Source organism: Streptoverticillium reticulum (genome assembly GCF_047456005.1).
GTDB classification, from domain to species: domain Bacteria; phylum Actinomycetota; class Actinomycetes; order Streptomycetales; family Streptomycetaceae; genus Streptomyces; species Streptomyces reticulum.
The window spans coordinates 3,941,155-3,967,524 of sequence record NZ_CP179755.1 but is presented as its reverse complement, the minus strand read 5'-3'; the positions used below and the strand labels follow the sequence as shown (position 1 = coordinate 3,967,524).

Here is a 26,370-nt window from a genome sequence, read left to right as displayed (position 1 = left end):
GCGTCTCTCCCTGGTCACCGCCGCCGCGGGCTGTTCGCCCCGGCGGTCTGCCGGATGCTCTCGATGCTGGCCAGCTGGTGGCTCATGCCGTATTGAGCGGCCAGCTTGGCGGCCTGATCAAGGGCCGAGAGGCCATCATCCCGGGTAGCAGGGTCGGACAGCAGGATGTGTCCGTGGGCAGTGTCCAGACGCACGCGCTGCATGGGCGAGTCGGTCGCTCCCGTCCTGCGGGCGACGCCGATGAAGTGCAGGGCTCTGCTCAGGTCGCCGGCGCCTCGGTGGGCGAGGGCGAGTTTCTGATGGGCAACGGACCAGTCGTCCGGTTCGCCGAGATCTTCGAAGTCGCGGGTCGCGGCGAGCATGACGCGGGCCGCATAGTCGTGCTCGCCTTCCTTGCTCAGCGCGGTCCCCACCCACAGGCGAGCTCGTGCGCGGTCGCGGCGTGCGAGCCGGTCGTCGACGGCCAGGTGCTCGTAGTGGCGGGCGGCGGCCTCCAGGCGGCCGGACATCTCCGCCACGACGGCCAGGGAGAGGTCGAGCTGGGCGACGCGACGGGGGATGTCGAGCTGGGTGAAGATTGAGCGGGCTCCGGCATACGCGTGCTGGGCCGACAGCGGCCCCACCACCGCCCCCTGATCGCGTTTGAGGTCCCCCATCAAAGCGGTGGAGCGGGCGAGGAGATACAGCCCCTTGTCGTCCAGCTCGGGGGGCCGGAAGCGGTTCAGCCACCGGCCCAGCAGGTTGTCGGCGAAGATGAAGTTCTGGCGGCTTAAGGCGACAACGACCCGGTCCAGGTCGTCGGTCCACGATTCGTATTCCCAGACCCTGGGGCCTGCCGAAGTGACACGGCGAGTGGCCGCGGGCGGCCCGCCGGCCTCGGAGAGGAACGTCTCGAACCGCAGATGCACCGACGCGTCCGCGCGGGCGAGAGCGGTGTCCAAGATTGCCTGAGTGTCCGGGCGGGGCTCCGTCGCGGCCAGGTATTTCTCCCACTTGGAGACGGTCCTCACGGCGACGCCGAGGTGCTGGGCGAACACGCGGACGCTCATCCGCAGGGCGAGCCGCAGGGCCCGGGCTTCCAGGCCGGTCCAGTGGTGCACGGTCGCCACGCGTCGCTCCCTTCCGAGAGCTCATGCAAGCACGGAACGCGCATGCGGGGAGACGGAAGTGCAACGCAAGTGCCACACCGCGTCATTTCGTCGCCGCCCGTCAGGGAGGACGCTTCAACACACAGGTCACAGCCCCTTCTGAACGGGGTGGCCTTTCTTTTCGTCCCTCCTTTGATCTTTTGGACGGTCCCCTTCATGGAACCCCTTACCGAGCACCGTCGTGTCAGTGGCCCGGCTGTCTATGGCTTCCTGCGGCTGGTCAACGTCTCCCCGGCTCGCGAGGCAGCCCTGAAAGGGTCGCTGGCCGAGTACTGCCGCCGGCACGAGCTGACCCTGTCCGGGCTGTTCACCGAGCGCGTTACCACCGCCGACTCCGCAGCTTTCACCGGGCTGATGGACGTGCTGGAAGTGCCCGGCACCTACGGCGTCGTGCTGCCTTCCGCCTCCCACTTGGGCCCCAGGGCCATAGCCGCGGGCAGGGGCAAACGCATCGCGGCGACCGGGGCCCGGCTGCTGCTGGTTCGCAAGGAGACTCCCGGCCCGGCCCCCCGCCGCAGGCGCCCCAGCCCTGGCGGCTACCAGGCCCGGCAGCGCGGGCACGGCCCTGCGCCGGCACTGGAGGCGGAGACATGAACCCCTCCATGCCCGCCTCCGACCAGCGGTTCTTCGCCTCGGCGCCCGCCTCCGTCGGCCTGGCCCGTGACTTCGCCGACAAGTCCCTCCTGGCCTGGGGCCTGGACGCCCTCGCCGAGGATGTCCGGCTGTGTGTCTCGGAACTGGCGACCAACGCGGTCGTCCACGCCAACTACGACGGCTTCCTGGTCCGGCTGGTCATCGACGATAGCTACCTCCATCTGGAAGTCCACGACCGTCACCCCCGTTGGCCCGAGGTCCGACGTCCCACCCACGACGTCACCACCGGCCGCGGCCTGCACTTGGTCGCCGCCCTCTCAGTCGGCTGGGGCGTCGAGCCCCGCCACCCTTCCGGAAAGATCGTCTGGTCGCGGTTCCCGATCACGGCCGCACCGCAGGAGATGCCATGCTGACGCGCACCCTGACCCCCGCACCGTCCACCGGACCCGGCCCGGGGCTGCTGGTCTCGCTCAGCACTTGGACGTGGTCCGGCCCCGGCCCGGATGGGCAGGGCGTCGCGCACATCCTGTTGACCCACCCGCCCGGACGCGACGGCCACGACACCCCGGCCGCAATCGAGGCCCGCATGCGGCACATCGCCGCCAGTCTCGGCCCCCTCGTCGGCGCCCACGACGTCATCGCACGGCTCGACGGGTGCCTGCGCGTCATCGGTGGCCGGGTTCTGCTGAAGTTTGGCGGCTCCCGCTACGGCCTTCGCCTGCCGACCCATCGCGGCTGGACCGACCTGATCAGCCGCCAGGGCCAGGCCGTTCTCATCCTCGGCTTGGACCCGCTGCCGCAGTCCACGGCTGCTGGCCGCCTCGACAGCTACCTCGATGCCGCCCGCGCGGCCGACCGGCTTCTCTTCGGACTGGCCTGCACCCCGTGACCCGCCAGCCGCCCATGCACGACCCCACACTCAACCGAGAGGGAACTGCCATGGAACCCTTCGAGCGCGCCCGGCTGGACGCCTACTTCTCCAAGATCGCCACCCGGTTCGCCCCCGCCGAGCAGGCCACGGCCTTCCTGATCACCCACCTGCTGGCCGAGCGGCCCGGCTTCGTCCGCGCGGTCGCCGCGATGACCCGGCTGCGGGCGGTGCTGCCCAAGCCCAAGTCCATTCATCCCGCCGCCCAGCGCGAGGTCGAACAGAACACCCCCTGCGATGTCCTCTCCCGCGAGCTGTTCACCGACCCCGACACCGCGCTGGGCTACCTCGAATCCCGCGCGGCCGGTGAGCCGGTCGTGCTGCTGGACGTCGGCGGCTACTTCGCCCCCGCCCTCGCCGACCTGCACAGCCGCTTCACCGGACAGATCCTCGGCGTCATCGAGGACACCGAGAACGGCCACCGCCGCTACACCGAGCTCGACAAAATGCCCTGCCCGGTCGTCTCCGTCGCCCGCTCGCCGCTGAAGGCCCCCGAGGACTTCCTCGTCGGCCAGTCCGTCGTCTTCTCCACCGAAGCCGTCATGCGCGACCGCGGCGACATCCTCCACAGCCGCCCGGCCCTGGTCATCGGCTTCGGTAAACTCGGCTCCTCTATCGCCCGGCTCCTGCACGCCAAAGGGGTCCAGGTCACCGTCTGCGACATCGACCCTGTCCGCCGCACCCAGGCCCTCTCCCAGGGCTTCACTGTCGCCCGCGACCGCGAAGCCACCCTGGCCTCAGCCGGCCTAGTGCTCTGCGCGACCGGCGCCCGCTCTCTCAAGGGCGAGGACTTCCCCCACCTGCGCAACGGCGCCTACGTCGCCACCGTCACCTCGCGGGAGGACGAGCTGGAGCTGGACGCCCTGCCGGACGTCTACACCCGCACCATGGTCGGCGAGCACGTCACCCGCTACCAGACCACCGGCCACTACTTCTACCTCGCCAACGGCGGAAACGCCGTCAACTTCCTGCACGGCGCGAGCGTCGGCCCCTTCATCTTCCTGGTCCAGGCCGAGATCCTGGCCGCGATCAGGATGCTCACCCGCGCCGACCTGGCCCCCGGCCTCCACGAAGTCAGCGCGGACGACCGAGCGGCGATCGCGGCGACCTGGCTCTCCTACTTCAACAGGTGATCGACTTGGCCATCACGGCAGACCACATCCGCACCACCCTCCACGGCTACCTCGACGAGCACCCCGAGGAGAAGCTCGCCTTCGCCCCCATCCTCGATCTCCTGGATGACGGGGCCGATCTAGCCAGCCGCAAGGAATTCCGCGGCCACGCCACCGCCGGTGCCATCCTCGCCCGCCCGGACGGCCGCATCCTGCACATCCACCACCTCGCCCTCGACAACTGGCTGCTGCCCGGCGGTCACCTCGAAGCCCAAGACGACACCCTCCTCGAGGCGGCCCTGCGCGAGCTGACCGAGGAGACCGGTATCCCCGTCGAAGCCGTCTCCGCCGCAGAGGACCGGCCCGTACACATCGACGTGCACTCCATCCCAGCAAACGACGCCAAGGGTGAGCCCGCCCACCAGCACATCGACTTCCGGTTCTTCTTCCGGACCACGGCCACGGTCCACCAGCTCCAGGCGGAGGAGGTCGACGACGCGGCCTGGCGCGACGCGGAAGCCCTCGCTGACGAACGGCTGCGGCGACGGGTGGCGGCAGCCATCCGCTGACCCAGCTTGGGCCGGCGCCCCTTGCGCCGGCCCGCCTCCGCCACCCCCGGGGCGGAGGCAGCTTTGGATACTCCCCCGGCGGGGGAGTATCCAAAGCTCCAACTTGCTCGGCCTTGGCCGGGCTGCGGGAGCAATGCTCTTGCAATAACTTGCTCGGCCACGTCCGTGCTTGGCGGAAGCTCCGCTTCCGCCCCAACTTGCTCGCCCTCAGGCCACCCGGCGAAGAGTGTCTTCGCCGATAACTTGCTGCTCTTCGGGCTGAGGCGGTGGCACACCTGATGCGGTCGGCGGTCCCCGACCCAGCGGTCATCCGGGTGCTGGCGGGGATCGGGGTCGCGTCGACGTCCGTTTCGGGGACGGTCCCCTTTTGCCCGCGCGGGGCCCCGGTCCCCTGGATGGCGCGGACCTTAGGGGAGTCGCCCCCCGAGTCGCCCCCTGAAATTGTCCGGAGGTGGGGACCGGTCCCCGCCTCTGGCGGACCGAATGCGGCCCGGTAGGGCGTTGACCTGCGAAGACTTCCGGTCAGGCGCTGGGGACCGTTCCGGTCGGTTCTGCTGATGACCGGCGCAGGGCGTTCATGATCTGGGTGAGCCGGTCCTGGCTGATGCGGTGACCGGCTGCCCGGATGGTCCGGCGGACGGTGTCACGGGTGGGGGTTTCGTCCGTCGCGAAGAGCGGCCGTGCCAGTTCGACCAGCTCGTCGAGGTCGGCCGTGGGCGGTCGGCCGATGCGGCGGCCGGGCGCCCCGTCGTCGCTCCCTGGTTCGTCCTGGTCCCCGTCCCCGGCGGCCGGGCAGTGAAGCGCCCGAACCGGTTCGGGACCGTCGTCGGTCTTCGCTTCGGGGGCGGGTGAGGTGTGGCGCGCGACGAGGATGTGCAGGTGCACGGCGCCCGCCAGGGCGAGTGGGGCGAGGGTGGAGAGGACGCCCACCGTGGTGTCGCCGAGGTGCAGGCCCTCTGCCGGGGCCTGCTGGTTGAGGCGTATGGCGTGCAGGGCGTTGGCCCAGATGCTGGCGGCGGTCGCGGTGCCGAAGAGCGTCCACACGTAGAGGCGGGCGCCGAAGGATGCGGTCCGGAGGACGAGCAGGGCGCGGACGCCGTAGGCGATGAACCCGTCGATCACGAGTGGGAAGAGGTAGGTCAGGAGGCCGCGGACGTGGATGGCGGTGGCCATCTGCTGGAGGGCGTCGTACGAGAGGGCGCATCCGGCGCCGCCGAGGGCCGTGATGGCGGCGCGGTCCCAGCCGGTCACCTGGTGGCTGGGGGAGGCGGTAGTGCTGAGGGCGAGCGTGGTCACGTGGTGGTGCTCCGGTCCCGGTTCGGGGCGTTCGTGGGGTGTCGGTGGGGGCGTTCACGGAGGGGGCGTACACGCGAGCCCCCTTCTAAAGGGGGGGCTCGCGCGTGAACGCTCGGCGCGTGTACGCCGTGTACGGTCGCGTGATCGTCTGACCTGCGGTTTTGTCGCGAGCGTGATTGGTGTGAACGGTTTTCGGGCCGTGGCTCCGTGAGGGGCGTGTGTACGGTCCCGTGAACGGTCAGCCCGCTCGCGCGGTGAGGTCAGCAGACGGCGGCGATGTGGCGTGCGGACGCGTAATAGCGGGCTTGCTGTCCGCCGCCGCTGCCGCCCGCGAGTCCGTCCGCCTTGGTGGCCAGTCCCGCCTTGGCCAGGCTGTCCAGGGCTCGGCGTGCTTTCTCGACGGCGGCTCGGCCCGGGTTGCTCTCGCCGGTCTGGGCGGTGGCGAGATCACGGACGCTGAGGCCGCCGGGGGCGGCGCGCAGGATGGTGATCGGATCCAGAGCGGGGTCGAGAGTGGTGGTGCCGTGTGCGTGGTCGTGGATGAGCTGCAGCGGGCCGATCTCGCCGGTGGGCGTCTTGAGGTGGTGGAGGGTGACGGCGGGGTCGCCCGCCTCGCCGGAGATGAACAGGACGCTGCCCGCGCCGGAGGTGATCCACGTGGAGCCGTAGACGCGGTCGAGGGAAGGCCGTGTGTCCCTCGCGGTCCCTTCCTGGGACTTGCGCTGGTGGTGCAGCTCCATGACCTCGACGCCATTGCGGATGGCGCGCTGGCGGGCGTTGTTGAAGGCGACGGCGAGGGCGTCGTCGACGAGGGTGCTCACCGCGTCCTTCAGGCTGTCGATCACGATCGTGTCGGCCTGGTGGGCGGCGGCCAGGTCGGCGAGGAGGTCGGGCTCCCTGTCGAGGCTTGCGGGCAGGGGGCCCTGCCACACGGCGAGCCGGTCACGCAGGATCGCCTCGTCGTGCTGGCCGATGCGGCGAGCCATGGCTTTGGCGATCTGCTGCGGACGGTCCATGGCCAGATAGAGCACCCGCTTGCTGGGTGCGACCGGCATGTCGAGCACGGTGCCTTGGAGGCCGATGCGGGCGAGGACGACCTGGTGGGCCAGGGTGGTCTTGCCGACGCCCGGGGCTCCGACGATCATCAGGCTCTCGCCGGACGCCCACGCGGTCTTCTCCCGCGTGCCCCACAGCGGCTCTTTGTCCGCGCCGGTCTCGGTCACGAACCGCCAGCCGTCGACGAGGTAGCGGGAGAGGCGCCCGCTGCCGGAGGCGAGCGCCCGCTCCCGCTCGGCGCCGAGATCTGTCTCGATCTCCGAGCGAATCTCGTCGGGGTCGGCTCCCGGTTCCTGGGCGCGCTGGACGGTGCGGATGCCGTGTTCGCGCAGGCGGCGGAGGGCGGCTGTCCGGCGCACGATGTCTGCGTAGTAGGCGGCGTGGCTGGCCGAGGGCGGGGTGCCGTAGAGCTGGTGGACGTAGACCACTCCGCCAACCCGGGTGATGTCGCCCTGGCGCGTGAGGAAATCGCTCACGGTGATCGGGTCGGTCGGCTTGTCCTCGCCCCGAAGAGCCAGCAGCGCTCGCCAGATCGTCTCGTGCTGCGGCCGGTAGAAGTCGGCCGCGTCCAGCATGGGGCGGATTTCGTCGATCACGTCGGGGCCGTGCATGCAGGCGCCGAGGACGGCCTGTTCAGCGGCCGCGTCATGCGGTGGTTGAACGGTCATGTCGGTCGGCGACACGGGCCCTGCTGCCTGCCGGGATGGCATCTCCGGCGGCTGGGCCGTACCCTTTGGCAAGGAAACTCCTCACCCGGCAGGCCATATGGGGCGGCAACCCCGGCCAGGCCGGTCTGGATCGTTCAGGGATGGGCGGTCAGAGGTTTTCTTCTTCGGCCCCCGGTGTTCGTAGCGCCGGGGGTTTCTTCATGTCCGACGCCGTTCAGCCCCGGACGGGAAACCACATTACCCCATCCGATGCGCTCCCGAATGGGTTGCATTCGTTTCCGAAATGGAGTTAGCTGTTCACCCCGGGCCGCGCTGGTCCGGTGGAGGCATGTCGCAAGGAGGCGCGAGCAATGAGCAGCGAAGAAGGTGCCGCCCGCGCCGGCCCCGATCGGCCCCTGCCGGAGAGCAATGTGGCCGAGCGCATCAAGCTCGAGCGCGAGATCCGCGGCTGGAGCACGCAGAAGCTGGCCGAGCGCATGGCCGAGGTCGGCCACCCGGTGAACCAGGCCGCGATCTGGCGCATCGAGAGCGGTAAGCCCCGCCGGAGGGTCAACCTCGACGAAGCCCTCGGGTTCTCCAAGGTCTTCGACATCCCGCTCGACGACCTGACCGGCCCTCCGGGCCACGTCTCCAACGCCCAGGTGCGCAGGCTCGTCGGCGAATATGTCGAGAAGTGGAAGGACTGGCGGGCCGCGCGTAAGCCCATGGACCGCGCCAGGGACGACATCGAGGAGTACATCAAGGCCCACCCTGACCAGGAAGAGATGGTCAGGGCCTTGGTCGCTTACGAAGTCACCGGCGCTTCCGGTGGCGACTTCGTGCGCCACCGCGACGTGCCCCACTCGCACAGGCGCCTCATCGGCGACGACGCTTCTGCCAAGCCCGCCGCCGAGTAACCGTTTCACCTGCTGCCCTGGTGCTACGAACACCGAACGGCAGGCATCACATCAACGCCCATCCCTGAACGATCAATACGGCATGGCCTGGGGTTGCCGCCCCTTCACGGCCTGCCGGGACGAGGATGCCCCTTGCCTCAGAACCACCTGCCCGTTGCCCAGATCGCCCATCTCCTCGGCGTCCCGGAGGAGAACCTCCGCACGCTGATGGCCGAACGGGCCGACTCCCACGGCGATCCCACCCTCGTCGGGCTCACCGTCGCCGAAGCCGCCCGTCGCGTCGGCATCGGCCGCACCAAGATGTACGAGTACGTCTCCTCCGGCGAAATCGCCTCCGTGAAGATCGGCAGCTTGCGCCGAATACCCGCCGAGGCGGTGAACGAGTTCCTCGCCCGGCGCCTCGGCGCGGCCGACCTCGCCGCTGCGGCTTGAGGGCGGCGGACATGACCAAGTCCCGCCAGCCCAACGGCGCCTCTTCCATCTACCTTGGCAAGGACGGCCGTTGGCACGGCCGCGTCACCGTCGGCACCAAGGATGATGGCACCCCCGACCGTCGTCACATCGGCCGCAAGACCCGCGCCGAAGTCACCAAGGCTGTACGCGAGCTGGAGCGGCAGCGCGACGCCGGAAGCGTCCGCAAGGCCGGCCAGACCTGGACGGTGACGACCTGGCTCACCCACTGGGTCGAGAACATCGCTGCCCTGCACGTCTCCGAGAACACCATCGACGGCTACCGCGTCGCGGTCTACCACCACCTCATACCCGGTGTCGGGGCTCACCGCCTGGCCAAGCTGGAGCCTGAGCATCTGGAGCGCTTCTACAAGAAGATGCAGGACAACGGCAGTTCGGCAGGCACCGCCCACCAGGCACACCGGACCGTACGAACCGCGCTCAACGAGGCCGTTCGCCGCCGTCACATCACCATCAACCCCGCCACCATCGCCAAGGCGCCCCGCCTCGAAGAGGAAGAGGTCGAGCCCTACTCGGTCGAGGAGGTGCAGCGGATCCTGCTGGAGGCCGAACGGCATCGCAACACCGCCCGCTGGGTCATCGCGCTCGCTCTCGGCCTCCGCCAGGGCGAGGCCCTCGGCCTGCAGTGGACGGACGTCGACTGGGAGGCCGGAGTGATCCGGGTCAGCCGTGGCCGACTGCGGCCGAGGTATAAGCACGGCTGCGGCGACCGCTGCGGGCGTAAGCCCGGTTACTGCCCGCAGAAGATCAACACCCGGCGCGAGACCAAGGAGACCAAGTCGCGGGCCGGTAAGCGGCCCATCGGCGTCCCGGAGGAGTTGATGAAGCTGCTGCGGCGGCACAAGGAGGAGCAGGACCGCGAGCGACGGCTCGCGCGGGACCTGTGGGTGGAGAAGGGGTACGTCTTCACCTCGCCGACTGGCGAGCCCCTGAACCCCAACACGGACCACCACAAGTGGAAGGACCTGTTGAAGGCGGCCGGGATCCGTGAGGGCCGCCTCCACGACGCCCGTCACACGGCGGGAACCGTCTTGCTGATCCTCGGCGTTCCGGACGTCGTCGTCGACGCGATCATGGGCTGGGAGCCCGGTAAGTCGGCGCGGATGCGGCGCCGGTACCAGCACCTGACGAGCCGGGTCCTCCAGGACACTGCCGACAGGATCGGCAGTTTGCTGTGGGGATCCGCCGACACGGTCAACGGCGGTCTCTCGCAGGGCAGCTGAAGGCAGAGGCAGGAAGCCCGGATCCTCGGAGAGGCCCGGGCTTCCGTCGTGCCGGTCTTCAGCTGCCCGTGGGCAGCAACTCGGCGAGCAGGCCGCGGATTCGCCGTTCGATCTCGTCGCGGATCGGCCGGACTGCACCAACTCCCTGGCCGGCGGGGTCATCGAGCTTCCAGTCCAGGTACTTCTTGCCGGGGAAGACGGGGCAGGCGTCTCCGCAGCCCATGGTGATGACGACGTCGGATGCCTGGACGGCCTCGGTGGTCAGCACCTTCGGGGTCTGGGCGGAGATGTCGATGTCCACCTCGGCCATCGCTTCGACCACGGCCAGGTTGACGGTGTCGGCGGGGGCGGAGCCGGCTGAGCGGACCTCGACCTTGCCCTGGCCGAGGTGGGTGAGGAAGGCGGCGGCCATCTGGGAGCGTCCGGCGTTGTGGACGCACACGAACAGCACCGACGGCTTGGGCTGGGTGTCAGACATGGGCGGGACCTTCTGCTGTGGCGGCTGGGGCAGCGGGGGAGTTGGGGAGTGGGGGCCACGGTTCGGGCAATGAGTTTGGATGCCAGCTGGGCTGACGGTCTGTGACACGCCGCTGATGGCGTTAATGGGGGGCTTGGGTCGTTTGGCCGGTCACGCTGCGTGCTGTTGATCGCGGTCCATTACGGCGATCCAGACCAGGGCCGAGCACAGGAGTGCCGCTGTGGCGAAGGCCAGCGGGCGCGTGGCGGAGTCTTCCCGTGCGCTGGCGGCGAGCGCGCCGGCCGCTGACAGGGCGAGGATGAGGGCCGGCAGTGCACGAGGGCGTCGTATGACGCCCGGTGCGGCGGTGGGTGGCAGCAACCGGGCCGCGAGGGTGTAGCTGGCGCAGGCCAGGAGAGTGGCCCCCAGTGCGTCGCTGGGCCGGTGCCAGTAGAGAGCCTGGACGGCGCCGGCGGTGAAGGCGAGCCACAGCATTCCGGCAGCGGCGACGCAGGGGCGCACGCGCGGGGAAGCGACGAGAATCGCGCCGAGGGCCAGGCCGGCGACGATGGCCACGTGACCGCTGGGGAAGCTCACCTCGGTGGGCCTTTCCATAGCACCGGCCAGATCGGGACGGGGGAGGACCGCCCTGAGCGCCTCCGTGCCCGTGACCGTGGCCACCACGACCCCGGTTGCCGCGCAGCCCTCCCACCAGCACCTCCGCACCAGGGCGACGGCAGCGATGATGGACGTGCCCGCGATCAGGGTGGGCATGGCCGAGTTGTGCATCAACGGCGGCGGGCCCCAGTCAGCCGTTGGATCGGTCCACGGGGAGACCCACGCCTGAGTGACGTATCCCTTGATCAGCGAGTTCTCCGCTATTTGCCCGAACGGGGTGCAGACAGCGATCAGGTAGACCGCGACGAACCCAAGGAGGAACAGTAGAGCTGGGGCCCGGCTGATCGAAGACGGCCGTACCGTCCGGGAAGGGCTCCGGCCGGCCATGGCTCCGGGGGCCTGCCCGGGGGTGTCCGGCCGGATTGCGGTCAGGTTCGAGTGATCTTGCCGAGCCAATGCTTTCTCTTTCCGTGGGGCAGTGGTCCGGCCGTGCGCCTCCCTGGACTGCGTGGGGCCGTCCGGTTGCGGAACCGCTGTTATCCGAGGGGTGTGCCGCTGTGCCGGCGCTGCGCGGCGATCGCCAGGGCCGGGAGGGGCATGATCAGGGCGATGAGGACGGCCAGACTCGGCAGGGACTCCATGAGCCAGTCCGGCTGGACGACGATCGCCTGCGTGCGGACGATCGTGAACGCGGCGACGGGGATCAGCCACCGGTAGTCGCCCGTGGCGGTGGTCGCCATCCACGCGGCGATCAGCGCAGCGACTTCGAGGACGAGCTGGCCGCGCTGGAACCACGGATCGCCCGAGGTGATGTGCAGGCCTCCGGCGACGGCCATGGCGAGCACCACCGGTACGAGCCAGCTGTACGAGCGGCGGCGCAGCCGGCCGGGACGGCAGGCCGTCAGTGCCGCGCTCACGATGAACAGGGCCACCGACAGCGCCAGGTCGGTTGCCCGGATCGGGGCGGCCATCCCGTAATAGCCCGGGCCCACCACGCCCTCGTCACCGAACAGCGTCGAGCTGCCGACCGTCGCACCGGCGTAGATCATCGCCGCCGCGGCCGGCAGCGCGATCCACGGCTTGCCGCGCAGCAGCGCGACCAGGCAGACCAGCGGCAACAGCCCGTAGGGCAGGGTCCGCGTGAAGGTGCCGGAGCCTTGGGCCCACGGGAACCAGCCGGCGTGATGGAAGTTGATGGCACGGCCGCCGGGGTCGATACGCAGTGCCCAGTCCCACACGTCCTGCAGGTACGGCACCAGTGCCAGAGCGGCGAGGACGAGGGCGGCCAGATGGAGGCCGTCCAGCCACCACGGCCGGGACCGGTCCTCGACCGTGGCACGGGCACGGGCCTGCACCCCTCCGCGCATCAGCGCGACAGCCTCCCGCAGCGGGGGCCAGGAGCGGCCGGGGTACGCCTCGGCCAGAGTGGCCAGCAGCTCCTCCCCCTGCCGGGCACGGTATGCCCTGGGGTAGGCGGCCAGCAGCAGACGGTTCATGCCCCGGCCACCCCTGCTGCCCGCGAGCGCCCGATGACGACGGCCGCCGCCTGCTGCATGCGCAGCGCCTCCCGGCCGAGCGCGTCGGCACCCTCCTGGGTGAGCCGGTAGTAGCGCCGGGCCCGGCCGTCCACGATCTCCTCGCGGTCGGTGGCCACCAGCCCGGACCGCTCCATCCGCTCCAGCGCACCGTAGAGCGTGCCGACAGCGAGCCTGAGCCGGCCGCCGGTGGCCTGCTCGGCGGCCTTGATGATGCCGTAGCCGTGCAAGGGCCCGTCCATGAGCGCGGCAAGGATGAAGTACTGCGGTTCCGTCAAAAACGGCTTCTGTCTCGTCACGCCTGTGAGCATATATCGGGAGCCGAAATATTGCGTTCGTCAGCACTCCCGGAGGACGTGCCAGGGGCAGGGTCTCCCGCGCCGCCAAGCCCACCGTCACTGATCCGGCCTGCCGGAGACCTGCTGCAGTGTCGCCGCCTGCTGCACGGACTCCGAAGAAGCCGCCGACCCGGCGGTCACGGCCCACGAGGCGAAGTCGGCTGCTGGCTGCGACTGCCGGTGACGAGGGCCATAGGGCCAACGGGGGAGACGCGGCGCCGCAGACCGTCCACCCGCGACCGGTGAGCGGCGGCTCCCGGCCAACTGAGACCAAAACTGAGACCACGGAATGCAGAAGACCCCGGCCGGTTTCCCGGTCGGGGTCTTCTCGTGCCCGGTGAGGCACTGGCGGAGGATACGAGATTCGAACTCGTGAGGGGTTGCCCCCAACACGCTTTCCAAGCGTGCGCCCTAGGCCTCTAGGCGAATCCTCCGCGGCAAACAATACAAGACTCTGAGCAGTGCTCGCGAACCCGTTCCCCGAGGGGGCGATCTTCGGGCACGAGGGGTGGTTCCGCACCCCCTGGGATCCGCTAGGGTGGAGGCAAGCCCCTCACGTGGCGCTATCTCACCGAACTCCCCCAGGGCCGGAAGGCAGCAAGGGTAAGTGGGCTCTGGCGGGTGCGTGGGGGGCCCTTGTGTTTCCGGGGTGCGGCGAGGGGGCCGGGGGCCGGGAATCTGTGAGGGAGACCACTTGTCAGTGGGGCCCGATATCGTCGTAGGTGTGTCGTCCCTCGCGCTCTACCGCCGCTACCGTCCCGAGTCCTTCGCCGAGGTCATCGGGCAGGAGCATGTCACCACGCCGTTGCAGCAGGCCCTGCGGAACAACAGGGTCAACCACGCGTACCTGTTCAGCGGCCCGCGCGGCTGCGGCAAGACGACGAGTGCGCGCATCCTCGCGCGCTGCCTGAACTGCGAGCAGGGGCCGACGCCCACGCCCTGCGGCGAGTGCCAGTCCTGCATCGACCTCGCGCGCAACGGGCGCGGATCGATCGACGTCATCGAGATCGACGCCGCCTCGCACGGTGGTGTGGACGACGCCCGTGAGCTGCGCGAGAAGGCCTTCTTCGGGCCCGCCTCCAGCCGGTACAAGATCTACATCATCGACGAGGCGCACATGGTCACCTCGGCGGGCTTCAACGCCCTGCTGAAGGTGGTCGAGGAGCCGCCGGAGCACCTGAAGTTCATCTTCGCGACGACCGAGCCCGAGAAGGTCATCGGCACCATCCGGTCGCGTACGCACCACTATCCGTTCCGGCTCGTCCCGCCCGGCACGCTGCGCGAGTACCTGGCCGAGGTGTGCGGGCGCGAGGCCATCCCCGTCGAGGACGGCGTGCTGCCACTGGTCGTGCGGGCCGGCGCGGGATCCGTGCGTGACTCGATGTCCGTCATGGACCAGCTGCTGGCCGGCGCCGCCGAGGACGGTGTGACGTACGCCATGGCGACGTCCCTCCTGGGGTACACGGACGGCTCGCTGCTCGACGCCGTCGTGGACGCGTTCGCCGCGGGCGACGGCGCCGCGGCCTTCGAGGTCGTCGACCGCGTCGTCGAGGGCGGCAACGACCCGCGGCGTTTCGTCGCCGACCTGCTGGAGCGGCTGCGCGACCTCGTGATCCTCGCCGCGGTGCCGGACGCGGCGGAGAAGGGGCTCATCGACGCCCCCGCGGACGTCGTGGAGCGGATGCAGGCCCAGGCCTCGGTCTTCGGCGCGGGCGAGCTCAGCCGCGCCGCCGACCTGGTCAACCAGGGGCTGACCGAGATGCGCGGCGCCACCTCCCCCCGGCTGCAGCTGGAGCTGATCTGCGCGCGGGTGCTGCTGCCCGCGGCCTTCGACGACGAGCAGTCGGTGCGGGCCCGGCTCGACCGGCTGGAGCGGGGCGCGGGTGCCCTCGCGGGCGGCGGGCCGGCCATGGGGTACGTGCCCGGGCCGCAGGGCCACGAGCCGCAGGCCGCCGCCTCCGCCGGGCTCTCGGGCCCGGCCGCGGCACGGGCCGCCGTCGCCCCGGCCGCGCCTGCCCCTGCCCCCGCCCCGGCTCCTGCTCCGGTGACTCCTCCCGCCCCGGCCCCGGCGGCCCCTCCGGCTCCCGCGCCCCAGACTGCGCCTGCACCCGCGCAGGGTGCCGGCGCCTGGCCCTCGGCGGCCGCTCCCGCGCAGGCCCCCGCAGCCCCGGCTCCCGCTCCGGCCCCGGCGGCACCGGCCGGTGCCTGGCCCACCGCAGCAGCCCCCGGCTCCGCCCCCGCCGCGCCCGCCGCCCCCGCGCCGGGCGCCGGCGCCTGGCCGTCCGCGGCCGCGCCCCCGCAGACCCCGGCGGCCCCGCCCGCCTCTGCCGCTCCTGCCGCCCCCGCGTCCCCGGGCGCCGGCGGCGACGCGGGCCAGGTGCGGCAGATGTGGCCGCAGATCCTCGACGCGGTCAAGAACCGCCGCCGCTTCACCTGGATCCTGCTCAGCCAGAACGCCCAGGTCACCGGCTTCGACGGCAGCACGCTCCAGGTCGGCTTCTCGAACGCCGGAGCCCGCGACAGCTTCGCCAACAGCGGCAGTGAGGACGTGCTGCGCCAGGCGCTCGGCGATGCGCTGGGCGTGCAGTGGAAGGTCGAGCTGGTCGTCGATCCGTCCGGCGGAGGCGGTGCCGGAGGCGCGGGCGTCGCGTCCGGCGGCGGCTTCGGCGGCTACGGAAACACCGGCGGCGGCTTCGGCGGCGGCGCCCCCGCCGCGTCGCGCCCCCAGCCCCCGGCCCCCGCCCCGGCGGCCTCCCGGCCCGCGGCCGCACCCGCTCCCGGCCCGGCCGCGGCCCCCGCCGCCCCCGCGCCGGAGGTCCGTCAGGCGCCGTCCGCCCCGTCCGCGGCGCCCGAGCCCCCGCCGGTCCCGATCGAGGAGGACGTCCCCGCCGAGGACGACCCCGACCTCGTCGACACCGCCCTGAGCGGCCACGACCTGATCGTCCGCGAGCTGGGGGCGACGGTCATCGAGGAGATCGCCAACGAGTAGTGCGGCCGGGCCCGCGCACTACTTCCGGCGGCATGGGGCGCGCCGCCCGGCGAGCACGTAGGCTCGGCTCCGAACCAGTCGTCGTCGACAAGCCAGGAGCCGAACCATGTTCCCCGGTGGTGGCCAGCCCAATATGCAGCAGCTGCTCCAGCAGGCCCAGAAGATGCAGCAGGACCTCGCCGCGGCCCAGGAGGAGCTGGCGCGGACCCCTGTCGAGGGCACGGCGGGCGGTGGCCTGGTGAAGGCCACGGTCACCGGGGCCGGCGAGCTCCAGGCCCTGGTCATCGACCCGCGGGCGGTGGACCCGGAGGCCGGCAGCGCGGAGGAGAACGCGGAGACCCTCGCGGACCTGGTCGTCGCCGCCGTGCGCGATGCGAACGAGTCCGCGCAGAAGCTCCAGCAGCAGAAGCTCGGCCCGCTCGCCCAGGGCCTGGGCGGCGGCAGTGGGATCCCCGGTCTCCCGTTCTGACGGGAAGCTTCCGGCATACCGGACGTAACGTACTTATAGCGGCATAAAGCGCAGAAGGAGAGCCCGATCCGTGTATGAAGGCGTGGTCCAGGACCTCATCGACGAGCTGGGCAGGCTGCCCGGCGTCGGTCCCAAGAGCGCCCAGCGGATCGCTTTCCACATCCTCCAGGCCGAGCCGGCCGACGTCCGCCGGCTCGCGCACGCCCTGACCGAGGTCAAGGCGAAGGTCCGGTTCTGCGCGGTCTGCGGCAACGTGGCGCAGGAGGAGCGGTGCCGGGTCTGCCAGGACCCGCGCCGCGACCCCGCCGTCATCTGCGTCGTGGAGGAGTCCAAGGACGTCGTCGCGATCGAGCGGACCCGGGAGTTCCGGGGCCGCTACCACGTGCTCGGCGGCGCGATCAGCCCCATCGAGGGCGTGGGCCCGGACGACCTGCGCATCCGCGAGCTGCTGGCGCGGCTCGCGGACGGGTCGGTCACCGAGCTGATCCTGGCCACCGATCCCAATCTCGAGGGCGAGGCCACAGCCACCTATCTCGCGCGCATGGTGAAGCCCATGGGGCTGAAGGTCACCAGACTGGCGAGCGGGCTGCCGGTGGGCGGAGATCTCGAATACGCCGACGAGGTCACGCTGGGGCGTGCCTTCGAAGGGAGAAGACTTCTCGATGTCTGACGCAACGCTGCACGATGCCAAGCGCGCTCCGGACGACTTCGCGGTCTCCGTGGCGGACTCGATCGAGAGCTTTATCGTGGCCGTCGCCGAGGTCTCCCGCGGTGACGAGCCGGACAGCGCCGTCCCCTTCCTGCTCCTGGAGATCTCCCAGCTCCTGCTCACCGGCGGCCGGCTCGGTGCGCACGAGGACTTCCTCCCGGACGAGCGCTACGAGCCGGACGTCGGCCCGGAGGCGGACGTCGACGAGCTGCGCGAGCGGTTCGCGGCCATGCTGGACCCGGTGGACGTGTACTCCGAGGTCTTCGACCCGTACGTGCCGCGCAGCGCCCCGGTCGCCAGCCGGATCTCGGACGACCTCGCCGACATCATCACCGACCTGCGGCACGGCATGGCCCACTACCGTGACGGCCGGGTGAACGAGGCCCTGTGGTGGTGGCAGTTCTCCTACCTCTCCAACTGGGGCCCCACGGCGTCGGCTTGTCTGCGCGCGCTGCAGTCGCTGGTGGCGCACGTCCGGCTGGACCAGCCGCTGGACGAGCTGGACGGCCTGGACACGGACGCGGTGGCCGAGGAGCAACTGGCCGAGGAGGCGGGCCGCGTCATGGCGGCGGAGATCGCGGGGCCGCTGGGGATGCGGCCGGCGAAGTCCTGACGGAGCTCTGTCGACAGGTCTTTTCGAAGCCCTGTCGCGCAGGCGCGCGCCGGCCGCAAATCGTCCGGGCGCGCGCGGGCCGCGCGTCTCATCATGCGGCGTCACCATGGCCGATTCCTGCTGCTCGTTAGACTGCAGGCGACCGCAAAACACAGAGCTGCGAGGAGCGCACGTGAGCCTTGTCGTGCAGAAGTACGGCGGCTCCTCCGTTGCCGATGCCGAGGGCATCAAGCGGGTTGCCAAGCGAATCGTCGAAGCCAAGAAGAACGGCCACCAGGTGGTCGTCGTGGTTTCCGCGATGGGCGACACGACGGACGAGTTGATCGATCTCGCTGCGCAGGTTTCGCCGATTCCTGCCGGGCGCGAGTTCGACATGCTGCTGACCGCCGGAGAGCGGATCTCCATGGCGCTGCTGGCGATGGCGATCAAAAACCTCGGTCACGAGGCGCAGTCGTTCACCGGGAGCCAGGCCGGAGTCATCACCGACTCGGTCCACAACAAAGCGCGGATCATCGATGTCACGCCGGGGCGGATCCAGCAGTCCGTGGACGCGGGCAACATCGCGATCGTGGCGGGTTTCCAGGGCGTGTCCCAGCACAGCAAGGACATCACCACGCTGGGCCGGGGCGGCTCCGACACCACGGCGGTGGCCCTCGCGGCCGCGCTGAACGCTGAGGTCTGCGAGATCTACACGGACGTCGACGGGGTCTTCACCGCCGACCCGCGGGTCGTGAAGAAGGCCCGCAAGATCGACTGGATCTCCTTCGAGGACATGCTGGAGCTGGCCAGTTCCGGCTCCAAGGTGCTGCTGCACCGCTGCGTCGAATACGCACGCCGTTACAACATCCCGATCCACGTGCGCTCGTCCTTCTCGGGCCTCAAGGGCACCTGGGTCAGCAACGAACCGCAAGGGGACCAGCCGATGGAGCAGGCGATCATCTCGGGCGTCGCGCACGACACCTCCGAGGCGAAGGTCACGGTCGTCGGCGTTCCGGACAAGCCGGGCGAGGCCGCGACGATCTTCCGGGCCATCGCGGACGCCGAGATCAACATCGACATGGTGGTGCAGAACGTCTCCGCCGCGGCCACGGGCCTGACGGACATCTCCTTCACCCTGCCCAAGACCGAGGGCCGCAAGGCCATCGAGGCGCTGGAGCGGACGAAGGCGAAGGTCGGCTTCGACTCGCTGCGCTACGACGACCAGATCGCGAAGATCTCGCTGGTCGGCGCGGGCATGAAGACGAACCCGGGGGTCACCGCGACCTTCTTCGAGGCGCTGTCGAACGCCGGGGTGAACATCGAGCTGATCTCGACCTCCGAGATCCGGATCTCGGTCGTCACCCGTGCCGACGACGTGAACGACGCCGTGTGCGCCGTCCACACCGCGTTCGGCCTGGACAGCGAGAACGACGAGGCCGTCGTCTACGGAGGCACCGGCCGATGACGGCCGCCCGCCCGGATGCCGGTGCCGTCGGCGGCACCGGCTCCGGGAGGGGGCACAGGCCGGCGCTCGCGGTCGTCGGCGCGACCGGCGCCGTCGGCGCGGTCCTGCTCGAACTGCTCTCGCGCGGCGCGGACATCTGGGGCGAGATCCGGCTGATCGCCTCGGCCCGCTCGGCCGGCCGGGCGCTGTCCGTGCGGGGCACGGAGACCGGGGTCCGCGCGCTGGGCGAGGACGCCTTCGAGGGCGTCGACGTCGCCGTGTTCGTCGTGCCGGAAGAGATCGCGGCGCAGTGGGTGCCGGTCGCCGTCGCCAAGGGTTCGGTCGTGGTGGACACGTCGGGCGCGTTCCGGATGGACGCGGACGTGCCGCTGGTGGTGCCCGAGATCAACGCGCATGCCGCCCGGGTCCGCCCCCGCGGCATCGTCGCCGGGCCCGGCTGCACCACGCTGCCGCTGATCGCCGCGATGGGCGCGCTCCATGCGGAGCTGGGGCTGAGCGAACTGGTCGTCTCCTCGTACCAGGCGGTGTCGGGGGCCGGGCAGGCCGGCGTGGCGGCCCTCCGCGCGCAGCTCGCGGCCGTGGCCGGTACGGAGCTGGGCACGCACCCCGGTGACGTGCGGCGCGCGGTCGGGGACGCGACGGGGCCCTTCCCGGCGCCGGTGGCCCTGAACGTGGTGCCGTGGGCCGGCTCGCCGGAGGAGGGCGGCTGGTCCTCCGCGGAGACCGGGGTGCGCGAGGAGTCCCGCAAGATCCTCGGCCGCCCGGACCTGCGGATCTCCGTGACCTGCGTCCGCGTGCCGGTGATCACCGGGCATTCGCTGAGCGTGCACGCGCGGTTCGAGCGCGAGGTGACGGTCGAGCGGGCGCACGAGATCCTGGCGAACGCCCCCGGCGTGGTGGTCTGCGACAGCCCGGCCGAGGGGGAGTTCCCGACGCCCGCGGACGTGGTGGGCACCGACCCCGTCTGGGCGGGCCGGGTGCGGCGCTCCCCGGACGACCCCCGGGTCCTCGACCTCTTCCTCTGCGGGGACAATCTGCGCAAGGGCGCGGCGCTCAATGCCGTGCAGATCGCGGAACTCGTGGCGGCCGAGCTGACCGCTCCGTAATATCGACGGGAAGTGTAAAGGTCGTGTGATCAACTCGTTGGTCCAGACCTCTTGAACTGGGCGGACGATCTGTTCGACGATGCGCTCCCCGACCGGCTGCAACCGCCGCAGGGCCGGGGAGCGTCTTTGCTGCCGTCCTCTTTGGCGGTGCAAAACCGGGGCATTGAGGAAGAGCTGGTACGCATGAGGGCATATGACGCCTCGTCACACGGTGCGTCGTCGACCGCGGGCCCCTGCGCGTACAACCCTGACGGGGGGAAGCGTGTCCAACAGGCGTGGCAGAGGTCATCAGCATCGCAACCGCCCCGAGGCGCGGCAGCACCTCCGTGCGCCGGCGTGCCGGCTCGCCGGGCGGTATACCGGTGATCGCCCCCTGGTCGGCCCCCCGTCCCGCCCAGCTCCCGCCCCAGGTGCCACCGCAGCGCGGGGACGCTGACGAGGCGATGGCAGCGGGCACCACAGTCGATCACCTCACCGAGACCTACCGGGCGCACTACCGCTCGCTGCTCGGCCTCGCGGCCCTGCTCCTCGACGACACCGCCTCCTGCGAGGACGTGGTGCAGGAGGCCTTCATCCGGGTGCACTCCGCGCGCAACCGCGTCCGGGACCCGGAGAAGACCCTGGCGTATTTGCGGCAGACTGTCGTGAACCTGTCCCGTTCGGCCCTGCGTCGCCGCATCCTCGGACTGAAGCTGCTGTCCAAGCCGATGCCCGACATGGCCAGTGCCGAGGAGGGGGCGTACGAACAGCTGGAGCGCGACCAATTGATCAAAGCCATGCGTGGACTGCAGCGCCGCCAGCGCGAGGTGCTCGTCCTGCGCTACTTCGCCGACATGACCGAGGCCCAGGTGGCGGAGACCCTCGGTCTCTCGCTCGGCTCGGTCAAGGCGTACGGCTCGCGCGGTATCGCGGCCCTCCGTGTCGCCATGGAGGCCCCTGTATGAACCGGCATTTCCCCGACGAGCACCAGGACCCCGGCAGCGGCGGTCACCGGGAGATCGACGAACAGGACCTCCGGCGGCTCCTGCAGGGCGCCGTCGAGGACATCGAACCCGCCGACGGCGCACTCGAGCACCTGCAGCGTGCCGTGCCCGCCCGGCGGACGCGCCGCAGGCAGGCCGTCGCGGGCGCGGTGGCCGCAGTGGTCCTCGGGGCCACCGCCCTGCCGGTCCTCATCCACGCCGCCACCACGGCCGACACCACCGACGACCACCAGGCCAACGCCGCCAGCAGCCACCAGCGCCCGCACGGCGGGACCGAGGGCGGCGAGCACGGCAGAGGCGTGCCGGCCCCGGGCCCGCCGAACACCGGCGCGAGCCCCGACACCGGCCGGCGCGACGGGCACCGGAAGGAGGAGGACGAGGCGCAGCGGAAGGACGGCAGCACCGCGGGCCCCACCGGCTCCGCGAGCGTCCCCGGCCCCGACCTCCGGCCCACCCTCGCCGCCACCTCGCCCACCTGCGACCGCAACCAGCTCGGCAAGGGCTCCGGCGTCGTCGGCACCCCCGACAGGAACGGCCGCGTCTACGGCACCTTCCGCGTCGTCAACGTCTCCCGCAGCGTCTGCTCGGTGGCCGGCGAGGGCGTGGTCGCGGCCCACTCCGCGGCCGGCAGCGACAACTCCCGGATCACGGTCGTGAACCACACGGCCGGTGATGCCGCGACCGGGCTGCCCGACCCGGCCACCGAGCCCAGCCAGGTCATCCTCCAGCCCGGGCAGGCGTACGAGATCAAGTTCGCCTTCGTGCCGGCCGCCGACGGCGGGCCGAGCGGCTGCACCAAGCCCGGCATCACCCCTCCGTCGCCCGCGAGCGACTCCGGCTCCGCCAGCGCCGCGCCCCCCGCGGTGGCCGCGGAGAAGCCACAGGTCCAGGACGTCTCCTCGCCGACGCAGGGGCCGTCCGGAGTGGTGCTGAGCCACACCCCGGACGTCGGGGAACCCAAGGCCGCCGACGCCACGCTCCCCGACGCCTGCGCCGGGACGGTCTACCGCACCGGAGCCCTGACGGCCGCACCGACGGCCTGAAGTCGCCGCCGGTGCAGGGGCCGGTGCCGCCCCGCCGGGCACGGCCCGTACCGTGGTGGTGTGTATCGGTTCCTGCTGACTCCCCGCTGGTGGGGGATCAACGTCTTCACCGTTCTGGCCATCCCCGTGTGCCTCTTCATGGGCACCTGGCAGCTCGGGCGCTTCGAGACGCGCGTCGACTCGCACCGTGAGCAGCAGACCCAGGCCGAGGACGCCCGCACGGCCGCCGCCGAACCGCTGGCCGAGCTGCTGCCCGTGAGCACCGTGACCTCGGGCCGCCAGGCCCGGGCCACCGGGCACTACGACACCGGGCACCAGCTGCTCGTCCCGGACCGGCAGCTCGACGACCGCCAGGGCTTCTACGTGCTGACCCTGCTGCGGACGGACGGCGGCAAGGCGCTGCCCGTCGTGCGCGGCTGGCTGCCCGGCGACGCGAACTCCCCGGCCGACGCCGCCAAGGTGCCCGCCCCGCCGTCCGGCGACGTCACCGTCACCGGTGCGCTCCAGGCGTCGGAGAGCCCGACCTCCAAGGGCGTGAACGCCTCCGGCGGGCTGCCGTCCGGGCAGCTCGGCGTGATCAGCGCGGCCTCGCTGGTGAACCTCGTGCCGTACCAGGTGTACGACGCGTGGATCACCACGCCCACCGCGACGGGGGCCATGGTCCCGGTGCCCCCGGCCGCCGCCCCCAACAGCGGCCTGGACCTCAAGGCGTTCCAGAACCTCGGCTACACCGGCGAGTGGTTCGTCTTCGCGGGCTTCGTCGTCTTCATGTGGTTCCGGCTGTTCCGCCGCGAGGTCGAGGCCCTGCGGGACGCGGAGCTCGGCATCACACCCGAGGGGCCGGACGGCCGTCCGGACGGCCCAGATGACGCTCGGCAAACGCGATCTCCAGCCGGAGCTGCTTGATCCGCTCCTCCACCACCAGCGAGCCGTGGCCCGCGTCGTAGCGGTACACCTCGTGCGGGTGGCCGCGCTCCGCGAGCCGCTCCACGTAGTTCTCGATCTGGCGTATAGGGCACCGGGGGTCGTTGGCGCCCGCGGAGATGTAGACCGGCGCCTGCACCCGGTCGACGTAGGTGAGCGGCGACGAGGCGGCGAAGCGCTCGGGCACCTCCTCCGGGGTGCCGCCCAGCAGGGTGCGGTCCAGGGCCTTCAGCGCCTCCATCTCGTCGTGGTAGGCGGTCACGTAGTCGGCGACGGGGACCGCCGCCAGGCCCAGCGCCCAGGCGTCCGGCTGGGTGCCCAGCCCGAGCAGCGTCAGATAGCCGCCCCAGGAGCCGCCGGCCAGCACCAGCCGCGCCGGGTCCGCGAGCCCCGACGCCACGGCCCACTCCCGCACCGCCGCGATGTCCTCCAGCTCGATGAGGCCCACCCGGTGCTTGAGCGCGTCCGTCCAGGCCCGCCCGTAGCCCGTGGAGCCGCGGTAGTTGACGCGCACGACCGCGAAGCCGTGGTCGACCCAGGCGGCCGGCTGGGCGGCGAAGGCGTCGCTGTCGTGCCAGGTCGGGCCGCCGTGGATGTCGAAGACGACCGGGAACGGGCCCTCGCCCGCGGGCCGCTGCACCAGGGCGTGCACCGGGCCGCCCGGGCCCTCCACCCACACGTCCTCGACCGGCACCGAACCGGGGGCCTCGGCGATCCCGTGCAGTCCCGGGGGCGGGCTCAGTACGACGTGGCCCGCCGTGGAGCGCACGACCGGCGGCTCGGCGGCCGACGACCAGAGGAACTCCACCGTCCCGTCCGGGCGCGGCAGCGCTCCGGACACCGTGCCCTGAGGGGTGTCGAGCCGGGCCAGCTCGCCGCTCGCCAGCTCGTAGCGCCACAGCTCGCTGCGCGCCCGGTAGCTGTGGTCGATCAGCAGGGCGGAGCCGTCCGGGAACCAGTCGGCGTCCAGATCGCCCGGCAGATCGATGGCCAGGGCCGTCTCCTCGCCCGTCAGCGCGTCCCACAGCATCGGCTCCCAGCGGCCGCGCCGCTGGTGCCCGACGAGCAGCCGGGAGTCGCCGTCGGCCGGGGCGAACCCCAGCGCGGACAGGCCGAGCTCCACCGTGCCGCCCCGGGTGTCGTCCAGCTCGGCCACGGTCGTGCCGTCCGCCCGGACCACGCGGATCGCCGCGTGCATGGCGTCGCCGTGCTCGGTGTGCTCGATGGCGATCAACGAGGCGTCGTGGGACAGCGCGCCCACCCCGGCCGACTGCCGGTGCCGGTAGACCTCCACGGGCTCCTCGCCCGGGCGCACCACGTGGATGCTGGAACCGCCCTGCTCCGTGGACCGGCCGACGACCGCCGACCCGTCCCGCCCCAGGGCCAGGCCGTCCGGATAGGCGGGCTCGAGGCCGGGCGTCGCGGGCTCGTCCTCCCCGCCGTGGAAGGGCTGGCGCACCCAGGTGCCGAACTCGTCCCCGTCGGTGTCCGAGAACCACCAGATCCAGGCGCCGTCCGGCGACAGCCTGCCGCTCGTGGTGCCCTGCGGCCGGTCCGTGACCTGCCGCTGCCCGCCCGTGGCACGGTCCCAGGCGTACAGCTCGAAGGTGCCCGTCGCATTCGAGGCGAACAGCGAGCGCTCCGGGGCGTCCTGCGCCCACCCGGGCAGCCCCGTCCGCGGCGCCCGGAAGCGCTTCTCCCAGTCCGGCATGGATACGTTGCTCTCGGTCATGCCCCTATTCTGCGCCGAGGGGCCGACATCCCGCGGAGCCTGTGGATAACTTCCGGAATCCGGGGGTCCGTTGGGCGGCTGGGGAGGGGCGGGACCGCGACGGCACTTCTCCCGCGCAACGCCTTCGGCATGACGAAACCTCGCGCCGGCGGCAGAACTTCACCGCGGGAGGCCCCGGGTGTTTCCCGTACGGGCCCCTACGGCCCCAAAACGAGTCAGGGCCTTGATCGACTGAGTCGATCAAGGCCCTGACATGGCTGTCGGGGTGGCGGGATTTGAACCCACGACCTCTTCGTCCCGAACGAAGCGCGCTGCCAAGCTGCGCTACACCCCGATGTTCCGCCGTTTCCCGTTTTTCCCGGGCCCCGGTGCAACGAGGACTACTTTAGCGGACCCGGGCCCAGAGGCGAAATCCGGTTTCCGGGGCCCCGCAGGCGGGGCCCCGGAGCGGGGTCAGTCGCGGGCGACGAGGGTGAGGAGGGTGGCCTCGGGCGGGCAGGCGAAGCGGACGGGGGTGTAGCGGTTCGTCCCGCAGCCTGCCGAGACGTGCAGGTAGGAGCGGTGGCCGCCGGCCTTGTGGGTGGAGAGGCCCTTCACACGGCCGGCGTCGATGTCGCAGTTGGTGACCAGCGCACCGTAGAAGGGGATGCAGAGCTGGCCGCCGTGCGTGTGCCCGGCGAGGATCAGCGGGTAGCGGTCGGCCGCGAAGGCGTCGAGCACCCGGAGATAGGGGGCGTGGACGACGGCCATGGAGAAGTCCGCGTCCTCCTGCGGTCCGCCGGCCACCCGGGCATAGCGGTCGCGCTTGATGTGCGGGTCGTCGAGACCGGTGAGGGCGATCTCCATGCTGTCGATCTTGAGCGAGCCGCGGGTGTTGGTGAGGTTGACCCAGCCCGCGCGGTCGAAGCCGTCGCGCAGGCCCTCCCACGGGTTGTGGATCGCGCCGACGACCGGCTTGTTGCCGTTCAGGCCGTGCCGCCCGGTGGCCCGCTCCAGCAGGTAGCGCGCGGGGTTGCGCAGCCTGGGCCCGTAGTAGTCGTTGGAGCCGAAGACGTACGCGCCGGGGAAGCGCATCAGCGGGCCCAGGGCGTCGAGGGTCTCGGGCACGGCCTCGGGGTCGGAGAGGTTGTCACCGGTGTTGATCACGAAGTCGGGGCGCAGCCCGGCGAGGGACTGCAGCCAGCGCTGCTTCTTGCGCTGGCCCCCGACCATGTGGATGTCGGAGACCTGGAGGACCCGCAGCGGCCGCATCCCGGGCGGCAGCACGGGCACGGTGACCCGCCGCAGCCGGAAGGAACGGACTTCGAAACCGGCGGCATAGGCGAGGCCGGCCGCGCCGACCGCCGTGATGCCCAGGGGTACTCCGTATCGCGCACGCATGAACCCATCGTCGCAGATCGCGACAGGTGCCGGCTCACCTGCCGGTACGCGCAAGGGAGTTCGCCGTTT

The 26,370-nt window shown here is 71.4% G+C and carries 26 protein-coding genes, 2 tRNA genes and 1 other RNA gene; 18 read left to right on the top strand and 11 right to left on the bottom strand.

Annotated elements, in window-relative coordinates; translation table 11 throughout:
- Positions 1-14 precede the first annotated feature (14 nt).
- The gene (locus ACMATS_RS17965) at positions 15-1,109 is read right to left on the bottom strand and encodes a helix-turn-helix domain-containing protein (RefSeq protein WP_390777031.1); all 1,095 of its coding nucleotides are present in this window, start codon (positions 1,107-1,109) and stop codon (positions 15-17) included.
- Between the two features lie 195 nt (positions 1,110-1,304).
- Between ACMATS_RS17965 and ACMATS_RS17960 the strand changes: the two genes are divergently transcribed.
- The 5 genes from ACMATS_RS17960 to ACMATS_RS17940 are packed head-to-tail and all read left to right on the top strand — an operon-like array spanning position 1,305 to position 4,351.
- Positions 1,305-1,742: a hypothetical protein gene (locus ACMATS_RS17960; protein ID WP_390777030.1), complete on the top strand. Its 438-nt coding sequence runs from the start codon at positions 1,305-1,307 to the stop codon at positions 1,740-1,742.
- On the top strand, positions 1,739-2,155 hold the full coding sequence (locus ACMATS_RS17955) for an ATP-binding protein (protein ID WP_390777029.1): 417 nt from the start codon (positions 1,739-1,741) through the stop codon (positions 2,153-2,155). The genes ACMATS_RS17960 and ACMATS_RS17955 overlap by 4 nt, the downstream gene beginning before the upstream one ends.
- Positions 2,149-2,631 (top strand): hypothetical protein, encoded by a 483-nt coding sequence (locus ACMATS_RS17950; RefSeq protein ID WP_390777028.1) that lies wholly within the window; start codon positions 2,149-2,151, stop codon positions 2,629-2,631. Before ACMATS_RS17955 ends, ACMATS_RS17950 begins: the two co-directional genes overlap by 7 nt.
- A gap of 50 nt (positions 2,632-2,681) precedes the next feature.
- A complete protein-coding gene (locus tag ACMATS_RS17945; RefSeq protein WP_390777027.1) occupies positions 2,682-3,803 on the top strand; it encodes an NAD-binding protein in 1,122 nt (373 codons plus the stop codon).
- The gene (locus ACMATS_RS17940; RefSeq protein WP_414168449.1) at positions 3,800-4,351 is read left to right on the top strand and encodes an NUDIX hydrolase; all 552 of its coding nucleotides are present in this window, start codon (positions 3,800-3,802) and stop codon (positions 4,349-4,351) included. Before ACMATS_RS17945 ends, ACMATS_RS17940 begins: the two co-directional genes overlap by 4 nt.
- A 522-nt stretch (positions 4,352-4,873) precedes the next feature.
- Here the strand turns inward: ACMATS_RS17940 and ACMATS_RS17935 are convergent.
- The gene (locus ACMATS_RS17935; RefSeq protein ID WP_414168447.1) at positions 4,874-5,647 is read right to left on the bottom strand and encodes a DUF2637 domain-containing protein; all 774 of its coding nucleotides are present in this window, start codon (positions 5,645-5,647) and stop codon (positions 4,874-4,876) included.
- A 260-nt stretch (positions 5,648-5,907) separates the two neighbouring features.
- A complete protein-coding gene (locus ACMATS_RS17930) occupies positions 5,908-7,443 on the bottom strand; it encodes a DnaB-like helicase N-terminal domain-containing protein (protein ID WP_414168445.1) in 1,536 nt (511 codons plus the stop codon).
- Positions 7,444-7,721: 278 nt separating this feature from the next.
- Between ACMATS_RS17930 and ACMATS_RS17925 the strand changes: the two genes are divergently transcribed.
- From ACMATS_RS17925 to ACMATS_RS17915, 3 genes are all read left to right on the top strand, one after another.
- Entirely contained in the window at positions 7,722-8,267 is a 546-nt protein-coding gene (locus ACMATS_RS17925; protein WP_414168443.1) for a helix-turn-helix transcriptional regulator, read from the top strand.
- A 132-nt stretch (positions 8,268-8,399) separates the two neighbouring features.
- A complete protein-coding gene (locus ACMATS_RS17920) occupies positions 8,400-8,699 on the top strand; it encodes a helix-turn-helix domain-containing protein (RefSeq protein ID WP_414168441.1) in 300 nt (99 codons plus the stop codon).
- Positions 8,700-8,710: 11 nt separating this feature from the next.
- Complete coding sequence (locus ACMATS_RS17915) at positions 8,711-9,961, top strand: tyrosine-type recombinase/integrase (RefSeq protein WP_414168439.1); 1,251 nt, start codon at positions 8,711-8,713, stop codon at positions 9,959-9,961.
- Between the two features lie 58 nt (positions 9,962-10,019).
- Here ACMATS_RS17915 and ACMATS_RS17910 read toward each other — a convergent pair whose 3' ends face one another.
- The 5 genes from ACMATS_RS17910 to ACMATS_RS17890 all read right to left on the bottom strand — a co-directional run bounded on the left by ACMATS_RS17910 (position 10,020) and on the right by ACMATS_RS17890 (position 13,343).
- The gene (locus ACMATS_RS17910; RefSeq protein ID WP_414168437.1) at positions 10,020-10,439 is read right to left on the bottom strand and encodes an arsenate reductase ArsC; all 420 of its coding nucleotides are present in this window, start codon (positions 10,437-10,439) and stop codon (positions 10,020-10,022) included.
- Positions 10,440-10,589: 150 nt separating this feature from the next.
- Positions 10,590-11,192 carry a phosphatase PAP2 family protein gene (locus ACMATS_RS17905; protein ID WP_414168436.1) on the bottom strand — a complete coding sequence of 201 codons (603 nt, stop codon included), beginning with the start codon at positions 11,190-11,192 and terminating at the stop codon, positions 10,590-10,592.
- A 380-nt stretch (positions 11,193-11,572) separates the two neighbouring features.
- Positions 11,573-12,532 (bottom strand): hypothetical protein, encoded by a 960-nt coding sequence (locus ACMATS_RS17900; RefSeq protein WP_414168435.1) that lies wholly within the window; start codon positions 12,530-12,532, stop codon positions 11,573-11,575.
- Positions 12,529-12,870: a PadR family transcriptional regulator gene (locus tag ACMATS_RS17895; protein WP_414168434.1), complete on the bottom strand. Its 342-nt coding sequence runs from the start codon at positions 12,868-12,870 to the stop codon at positions 12,529-12,531. The genes ACMATS_RS17900 and ACMATS_RS17895 overlap by 4 nt, the downstream gene beginning before the upstream one ends.
- A gap of 385 nt (positions 12,871-13,255) precedes the next feature.
- Positions 13,256-13,343: transfer RNA gene (locus ACMATS_RS17890), tRNA-Ser, on the bottom strand.
- A 111-nt stretch (positions 13,344-13,454) separates the two neighbouring features.
- Here ACMATS_RS17890 and ffs point away from each other — a divergent pair.
- The 10 genes from ffs to ACMATS_RS17840 all read left to right on the top strand — a co-directional run bounded on the left by ffs (position 13,455) and on the right by ACMATS_RS17840 (position 23,171).
- Positions 13,455-13,549: signal recognition particle sRNA small type (gene ffs, locus ACMATS_RS17885), an RNA gene on the top strand.
- A gap of 84 nt (positions 13,550-13,633) precedes the next feature.
- Positions 13,634-15,898, top strand: coding sequence for a DNA polymerase III subunit gamma and tau (locus tag ACMATS_RS17880; RefSeq protein WP_414168433.1), 2,265 nt, complete (start codon positions 13,634-13,636; stop codon positions 15,896-15,898).
- Between the two features lie 106 nt (positions 15,899-16,004).
- Entirely contained in the window at positions 16,005-16,367 is a 363-nt protein-coding gene (locus tag ACMATS_RS17875; protein WP_390777015.1) for a YbaB/EbfC family nucleoid-associated protein, read from the top strand.
- A gap of 70 nt (positions 16,368-16,437) precedes the next feature.
- Complete coding sequence (gene recR, locus ACMATS_RS17870) at positions 16,438-17,037, top strand: recombination mediator RecR (RefSeq protein WP_336410574.1); 600 nt, start codon at positions 16,438-16,440, stop codon at positions 17,035-17,037.
- A complete protein-coding gene (locus tag ACMATS_RS17865) occupies positions 17,030-17,689 on the top strand; it encodes a DUF5063 domain-containing protein (RefSeq protein WP_390777014.1) in 660 nt (219 codons plus the stop codon). The genes recR and ACMATS_RS17865 overlap by 8 nt, the downstream gene beginning before the upstream one ends.
- A gap of 172 nt (positions 17,690-17,861) precedes the next feature.
- Positions 17,862-19,133 (top strand): aspartate kinase, encoded by a 1,272-nt coding sequence (locus ACMATS_RS17860; RefSeq protein ID WP_390777013.1) that lies wholly within the window; start codon positions 17,862-17,864, stop codon positions 19,131-19,133.
- Positions 19,130-20,239: an aspartate-semialdehyde dehydrogenase gene (locus ACMATS_RS17855; protein ID WP_414168432.1), complete on the top strand. Its 1,110-nt coding sequence runs from the start codon at positions 19,130-19,132 to the stop codon at positions 20,237-20,239. The genes ACMATS_RS17860 and ACMATS_RS17855 overlap by 4 nt, the downstream gene beginning before the upstream one ends.
- Before the next feature lie 275 nt (positions 20,240-20,514).
- Positions 20,515-21,183, top strand: coding sequence for a SigE family RNA polymerase sigma factor (locus ACMATS_RS17850; RefSeq protein ID WP_390777011.1), 669 nt, complete (start codon positions 20,515-20,517; stop codon positions 21,181-21,183).
- Positions 21,180-22,265, top strand: coding sequence for a hypothetical protein (locus tag ACMATS_RS17845; protein ID WP_390777010.1), 1,086 nt, complete (start codon positions 21,180-21,182; stop codon positions 22,263-22,265). The genes ACMATS_RS17850 and ACMATS_RS17845 overlap by 4 nt, the downstream gene beginning before the upstream one ends.
- A gap of 60 nt (positions 22,266-22,325) precedes the next feature.
- Entirely contained in the window at positions 22,326-23,171 is an 846-nt protein-coding gene (locus tag ACMATS_RS17840; protein ID WP_390777009.1) for an SURF1 family protein, read from the top strand.
- Here the strand turns inward: ACMATS_RS17840 and ACMATS_RS17835 are convergent.
- The 3 genes from ACMATS_RS17835 to ACMATS_RS17825 form a co-directional block, all read right to left on the bottom strand.
- Positions 23,092-24,921 carry a prolyl oligopeptidase family serine peptidase gene (locus ACMATS_RS17835; protein WP_414168431.1) on the bottom strand — a complete coding sequence of 610 codons (1,830 nt, stop codon included), beginning with the start codon at positions 24,919-24,921 and terminating at the stop codon, positions 23,092-23,094. The genes ACMATS_RS17840 and ACMATS_RS17835 overlap by 80 nt on opposite strands.
- Positions 24,922-25,181: 260 nt before the next feature.
- A tRNA-Pro gene (locus ACMATS_RS17830) sits at positions 25,182-25,255 on the bottom strand.
- Positions 25,256-25,374: 119 nt separating this feature from the next.
- The gene (locus tag ACMATS_RS17825) at positions 25,375-26,301 is read right to left on the bottom strand and encodes a metallophosphoesterase (RefSeq protein ID WP_390776987.1); all 927 of its coding nucleotides are present in this window, start codon (positions 26,299-26,301) and stop codon (positions 25,375-25,377) included.
- Positions 26,302-26,370 lie beyond the last annotated feature (69 nt).

Coding starts and splice junctions, on each gene's coding strand:
- ACMATS_RS17955 (WP_390777029.1), top strand. CDS start 1,739: ATGAACCCCTCCATGCCCGCCTCCGACCAGCGGTTCTTCGCCTCGGCG.
- ACMATS_RS17835 (WP_414168431.1), bottom strand. CDS start 24,921: ATGACCGAGAGCAACGTATCCATGCCGGACTGGGAGAAGCGCTTCCGG.
- ACMATS_RS17945 (WP_390777027.1), top strand. CDS start 2,682: ATGGAACCCTTCGAGCGCGCCCGGCTGGACGCCTACTTCTCCAAGATC.
- ACMATS_RS17915 (WP_414168439.1), top strand. CDS start 8,711: ATGACCAAGTCCCGCCAGCCCAACGGCGCCTCTTCCATCTACCTTGGC.
- ACMATS_RS17845 (WP_390777010.1), top strand. CDS start 21,180: ATGAACCGGCATTTCCCCGACGAGCACCAGGACCCCGGCAGCGGCGGT.
- ACMATS_RS17825 (WP_390776987.1), bottom strand. CDS start 26,301: ATGCGTGCGCGATACGGAGTACCCCTGGGCATCACGGCGGTCGGCGCG.
- ACMATS_RS17950 (WP_390777028.1), top strand. CDS start 2,149: ATGCTGACGCGCACCCTGACCCCCGCACCGTCCACCGGACCCGGCCCG.
- ACMATS_RS17875 (WP_390777015.1), top strand. CDS start 16,005: ATGTTCCCCGGTGGTGGCCAGCCCAATATGCAGCAGCTGCTCCAGCAG.
- ACMATS_RS17925 (WP_414168443.1), top strand. CDS start 7,722: ATGAGCAGCGAAGAAGGTGCCGCCCGCGCCGGCCCCGATCGGCCCCTG.
- ACMATS_RS17960 (WP_390777030.1), top strand. CDS start 1,305: ATGGAACCCCTTACCGAGCACCGTCGTGTCAGTGGCCCGGCTGTCTAT.
- ACMATS_RS17855 (WP_414168432.1), top strand. CDS start 19,130: ATGACGGCCGCCCGCCCGGATGCCGGTGCCGTCGGCGGCACCGGCTCC.
- ACMATS_RS17865 (WP_390777014.1), top strand. CDS start 17,030: ATGTCTGACGCAACGCTGCACGATGCCAAGCGCGCTCCGGACGACTTC.
- ACMATS_RS17910 (WP_414168437.1), bottom strand. CDS start 10,439: ATGTCTGACACCCAGCCCAAGCCGTCGGTGCTGTTCGTGTGCGTCCAC.
- ACMATS_RS17900 (WP_414168435.1), bottom strand. CDS start 12,532: ATGAACCGTCTGCTGCTGGCCGCCTACCCCAGGGCATACCGTGCCCGG.
- ACMATS_RS17905 (WP_414168436.1), bottom strand. CDS start 11,192: ATGCCCACCCTGATCGCGGGCACGTCCATCATCGCTGCCGTCGCCCTG.